Genomic DNA, 5,282 nt, shown 5'->3' on the forward strand with positions numbered 1-5,282 from the left:
CTCGCTCCCGCGATTACCCCATGTGGATGCCAGCCTTCTCCGACGGCATCGCTATGTGCCAAGTTTGTGGTGTTACAGCCACGCAAAGGAGAGGCAGGCATCCATGAAAAAGGTTACCATCATCGGGGTCGATCTGGCAAAGAACGCCTTTCAGCTACACGGGGCGGCAGCCGATGGAGCGGTTGTGTTCCGCAAGAAGCTGTCGCGCCTACAGTTTTGCAAGTTCATGGCGGGTCATCCGACATGTATCGTGGCGATGGAGGCGTGCGGCAGTTCCCACTACTGGGCTCGCGAGATGGCCCGGCTCGGCCATCAGCCGAAACTGATTGCCCCTGGCTATGTCAAACCGTTCATCAAGCGGCAGAAGAACGACGCAGCGGATGCGGAGGCGATCGTCGAGGCGGCGCCGCGTCCAACGATGCGCTTCGTCGAGACCAAGAGCGAGGAGCAGCAGTCCCGGGCGATTGTGTTTCGCACCCGCGAACAGCTGGTCAATCAGCGCACCGAGTTGGTCAACGCCTTGCGCGCGCACCTTTACGAGTTCGGTGCCATGTTGCTCCGCAAGGCATCGGCCACCTGCGGCGTCTGGCAGAAGTCGTTGAGGACGAGAACACGGGACTGCCGGATCTGGTCCGCGAGATCTGCGGCGATCTGTTGGGCCAGATCGACCAGCTGACTGACCGGCTCGACGCACTGAAGAAGACGATCGACGTGCTGTCCAGGAAAGGTGAAACATCGCAACGCTTGCAGACCATGCCCGGTGTCGGCCCCATCGCCGCCCTTGCCATCGAAACCTTCGCGCCGCCCATGGAGACGTTCAAGTGCGGGCGCGACTTTGCCGCCTGGCTCGGGCTGGTCCCGCTGCAGAAATCTACCGTCAAGCAACGACTAGGCAAGACCTCGAAGATGGGCCAGCGCGACATTCGACGTCTGCTCATCGTCGGCGCCAAGGCCGCGGTGCAGTGGGCATCCCGCAAGCGTGCGCCCGAGGGTTCCTGGCTTGCCCGCATGATGGCGAAGAAGCCGCGCATACTGGTGGCAATCGCGCTGGCCAATAAAATGGCGCGCGGGATCTGGGCCATGCTGACGAAACAGGAGGATTACCGGTATCCGGCGATGGTGCGGGCATGATCATTCAGCAGCGCACCTGAAGCCGGTACGTCGGGGATGTGAGGAAGGCAAGAACCGCATGGGCAAATGATCGACCAGATCGGGGTCAGGAAAACCAGTGTTTGGACGAGAGCTTCATGAGCTCGCCAAGCAGATTTGGACCTTCCGCGCATCACCATACCGGCCCGCGGCATGTGAAATGGCCGCACCCGAAAGGCCTGACACAAGTCCGCACTCGCGACTTTCCCGGATGCGCTGCGAGCGCGGATCAGTAGATGTCGTGTTGCCCGCCAGCGGCGTTGCCGCACGCCGCTCGGATTGGCGTGTTGTCGTGCCGGTCGCGCTGGGAGCGGCGGCCTGCCTGCACCTTCGTGCTTCCGGTGCCCCACGTCCCGGATGGGCTCACCATAAGGCCGTTCCAAAACAAGAACAGTAGGACGAAAAGGCACCACAGATCATATGCCGGATAAGGGCCGAGTCGAGAGGATGAACCGGACCATCAAGGATGCGACCGTCAGGCGCTTCTACCACGAGAGCCATGACCAACTCCGCCAGCATCTCGCCGACTTCGTCGCGGCCTACAACTTCGCGCACAGGCTCGAGACCCTCAAGGGCCTCACGCCTTACGAGTTCATCTGCAAAACCTGGGCCACATAGCCCGAACGCCTCACACTCAATCCGCTCCAGCAAATGCCGGGACTAAACATCTAGTTCTCACACAGCCTGATAAGTTGGTCTTTTGCAAAGTTTCCGGTCGGAGAGCGCTGCGTTTGTCGATTCGCCGAAGGTCAAGCCTTGGTTCAGCATCGCCGAAATCTGCGAGCGCGATGGCGCGCCCCACCAGTCGCACAGATTGAGATAGGCGAGATCGCTTGCGCTGTCACCGAATCCGATCGCTGGCCTATCTCCAGACTCCGAGCGGATCTTCTTCAAGAGGAACTCTACTGCCCGGCGCTTTGAAACCGGCGGGGGAATGAGCGCGAAGTTGTTTCCGTTGTGATGCCGTATCCAACCCGCATCGTCGAACTCAAATTTCAGTTCCGCCAGCCTCTTGCCATCACCGTCGTTTTCTTTGAAGACGGCGTATGTGGCCATATCCATTTCTTCAACGATCCACGAACGAACAGACATTTTGCCAGCTTCGGCTCCTTGTCGACCTATTTCAAGTACCTTGTTCAGTGCCTCCCTGTGAGGGATCAGTTCCTTAGAAATGACATCGTGCCATTCCTTCAGATGCGCACCACCCGGCTTAAGGATGACAGCGCCGTTGGCAACAATTGCATAGCTGTTGAACGCGATCTTGACGTTCCCGTAGGCTGTCGAGCCACGTGCCGTGACGGGAATGACCTGTGACGTACTCAGCAGCCAATCGATCATCGCAACCTGCCGCGGGGTCATCATGGAATGATGTCCGTTCGACGAGATCGCAGCTAGAGCCAGTTTGTCCTCGCTGCCTTTCGGACACTTTGCGTGCGTCTGGAACAATGTGTCATCCAGATCGGCAAAGACGATTGGCTGGATGGCGTGATCTGCGGATTTGACGGGTTGATCAGGCATTGCACTCGATCCGCCATACATATTTGGAATTCGTTTTCGTCAACTCGGATAGATCCCGCGGATCACTTTGGTTTTTCGTTCACATCTTTGCCAACTGCTTCGTCTTCTGGACACAGGACCAACGACTTTAGTTTCGGAAGTTTTTCTCCCAAAATATAAGCAGGCGCGTCTTGCTTTATAATCGACATTTAAAGTGTCGTCCCGAGTTCAAACGGCGATACGTTTTTCAAGATCTTTTTAAACCGTCTGGATTAATGTAATGGCGCGATAAGGCTGGATTTTTTCCGAGACGACTTGGAAGGGAACATTCTTCTCTCGGATCAAATACAGCAGCGCTGCCAGCTCAGCATCTTCAACGGAAGAAAGGAATACAATTTGAGGCATACGGCGCAGAATTGCCCTCGTGGCTTCCGCAATTCCTGGCTTGATCCGATTAAAATTCTCAACGGCAAACTCTGCAGCAATTCGATTGATTGCCTCCCGCGATCGTCTCTGATGGCTTGAGCGGTCGTTATCCGTCCACTGCGCGATATCGTTATTTTGGTCTAACGCGGTGGCGGCATGTGTCCACACATTGTCCACGAAAGCAGCTGAGATATCGTGGGACATCAAGTGATCCCATATGACTGTACCGTGAAAATCTTCCGGACCTGTGACCTGCTCGTTCAGTATCGAACGGCTGATCAGCCCGGACACGGTGCTTCCGAGTATTCCCGATGGAATAAGCCAGTCTTCGCTCGACGCCGCAAGCCACGCGCGGCCACAGGGGTCAGCCAGAACCACCAGCTTTGGCGGCTGTGCAGAAAATGAATGGAAGCTCCGTTCCAGCTCGTTGGAGATAGCGCCTTTGCCGGTCCAGCCATCAACGAACAGCAGGCCTTCGATGGGCCGCCGCTCAATGATGTGGTGCATTGCATTGCAGTCAATTCCGCGGTCCCGGATGATCGAAATGCCAAAGTGTTCGACGTCCTTTTTTAGGCGCGACAACGCACGCTTGAGGAGAACACCCAAGGGCACTCCGGCCCGAACGAGGCTCGCCAACGTGATCGGGCCTTTAATTTGGTTTGAGATAGACCGCGCGAGGGCTGCCACCTCGCGTCCCATTCTCGCAGCGCCAGCTGACATCGCTCCATCAAATATCTCCATGTAGCCGGCTTCGGGCGCGCCTTCGAATGAAATTGTTTCCGAATAGTGGCGTAGACCGGACTGTATCGCCGCTTCCTTCGATGCGACGTCGATTGCCTCCAATTTTATCGGTTTCAAAAGAAACGTGACGTCCGAACCACCATACGTGCCCGAAATGAATTTACTTTGCGTCGTCAACAAAGTCCTCTCTTTCCTCCGCCACGTATCGGAACCCGGGACGCTTAAATGCCCGCGGACTTCAAACCCAGGCCGGAGTATTGATGAAATAAAAGTTGAATGCAGCGGATATTGACAATCGAGAAAGGTGCTCACCGAGCAACTACGACTGTTGGCCGCCGCAATGACGTCACAAGTATAGGACTTATCTGCTCTTCATCCGTCTCGGAGCAAAGGAGGACCTTTGCGTAATCTGACGGATTGACATTGTACAGGTAATTTAACGAATGCCCCCCGTAATTGTCTTCAAACGCGAATTTCTTTACAATCGCGTGACCTACTGAAATCGGCGATCGTGTAACGGATGAGTAGTGGACGTCAGCTCCTTCCATCTCCAACTTTTCCGCAAGCAGGAACGGCTGCCAAATATGTTCTCCTGTACCAAGAACCAGCGTAGCGCCCGACGCTGCTGCCTGACCCTCCAGTTGCAGACTGTGGCGGGAGACGCCCAATCGCGCCCAGTCGATATCCTTGTCGGGCGAAATGACCTTGCGCCTTTTCGTTTCAACTGTTGGCACTTCCGGCGCGTTGATGTTCAGACCGTTTGCATGCCAGCGATACCGCCCGGATAGGAGTGACGCGCGCTTCACATTGGTTGCTATCGTCTGTTCGATAGCGCCATCTGACCAATCCGTGAGGGTGACGAGTACCGCATTGTGAACGTTCGACCTGATGCTGGCAGGCAGAGCTGCGAACAGATTGCCGAGTGTTTTTCCGGTCGACGCTTCATCGTCAATCAATACAAGTGTTCGGGCATTCTTGACCCTCGAGGCCAGACCTGGCACGAGCGGCCAGTGTAAGAGATGTCCCGTGGCGTGACTGTGCTCCTCCTGGAACTCGCAGATTAGGGGCAAACCAAGTGCATGTCTGGTAGTGCAAATGTAGACGGTGTCATCCCGGTCATTTTGTTCTGAGTATTGCTGGTGCACGCCCGCACCCAGCCCGACACCGGCTTCTGCCATTCCTATGAACAGGATTGGCCCTTCGAGATCGGGTGAAATTTGGTCGGCCAGAAATTGGTACGTCGTTCGCATCAGCGAAGGCCGCACGGGAATATGACGTCCAAGCACCTTGGAAACGAACATGAAAGACCGTTTGGGGTTAATGCGCTCCGCAAACCCGAATATTGCATCGGGGGGCATTAGGCTGCGATCGATTTCAACCGATATGGTTCCACGGGCGAGCTCGGCAGAACGGTATTTTCTAAGTGCATTGTCCAAAGTGGCTGACGTTGCCCCCAGTTTCTATCCAGT

General features: G+C 55.9%; 3 protein-coding genes and 2 pseudogenes. 2 read left to right on the forward strand and 3 right to left on the reverse strand.

What is annotated here, in order from left to right:
• Positions 1-103: 103 nt before the first annotated feature.
• A pseudogene (locus DH10_RS06300) lies at positions 104-1,131 on the forward strand (IS110 family RNA-guided transposase).
• 435 nt (positions 1,132-1,566) lie between these two features.
• Positions 1,567-1,767: pseudogene (locus DH10_RS06305) on the forward strand (integrase core domain-containing protein); the annotation flags it as partial.
• Positions 1,768-1,824: 57 nt separating this feature from the next.
• Here DH10_RS06305 and DH10_RS06310 read toward each other — a convergent pair.
• The 3 genes from DH10_RS06310 to DH10_RS06320 all read right to left on the reverse strand — a co-directional run bounded on the left by DH10_RS06310 (position 1,825) and on the right by DH10_RS06320 (position 5,249).
• Positions 1,825-2,667, reverse strand: coding sequence for an HAD family hydrolase (locus DH10_RS06310; protein ID WP_192384486.1), 843 nt, complete (start codon positions 2,665-2,667; stop codon positions 1,825-1,827).
• A 237-nt stretch (positions 2,668-2,904) separates the two neighbouring features.
• Positions 2,905-3,990 carry a cysteine protease StiP domain-containing protein gene (locus DH10_RS06315; RefSeq protein WP_246811500.1) on the reverse strand — a complete coding sequence of 362 codons (1,086 nt, stop codon included), beginning with the start codon at positions 3,988-3,990 and terminating at the stop codon, positions 2,905-2,907.
• Positions 3,991-4,121: 131 nt separating this feature from the next.
• The gene (locus tag DH10_RS06320; RefSeq protein ID WP_246811501.1) at positions 4,122-5,249 is read right to left on the reverse strand and encodes a phosphoribosyltransferase domain-containing protein; all 1,128 of its coding nucleotides are present in this window, start codon (positions 5,247-5,249) and stop codon (positions 4,122-4,124) included.
• Positions 5,250-5,282 lie beyond the last annotated feature (33 nt).

It is taken from the genome of Mesorhizobium silamurunense, from assembly GCF_014843825.1.
Lineage (GTDB): Bacteria > Pseudomonadota > Alphaproteobacteria > Rhizobiales > Rhizobiaceae > Mesorhizobium > Mesorhizobium silamurunense.

Coding starts and splice junctions, on each gene's coding strand:
- DH10_RS06310 (WP_192384486.1), bottom strand. CDS start 2,667: ATGCCTGATCAACCCGTCAAATCCGCAGATCACGCCATCCAGCCAATC.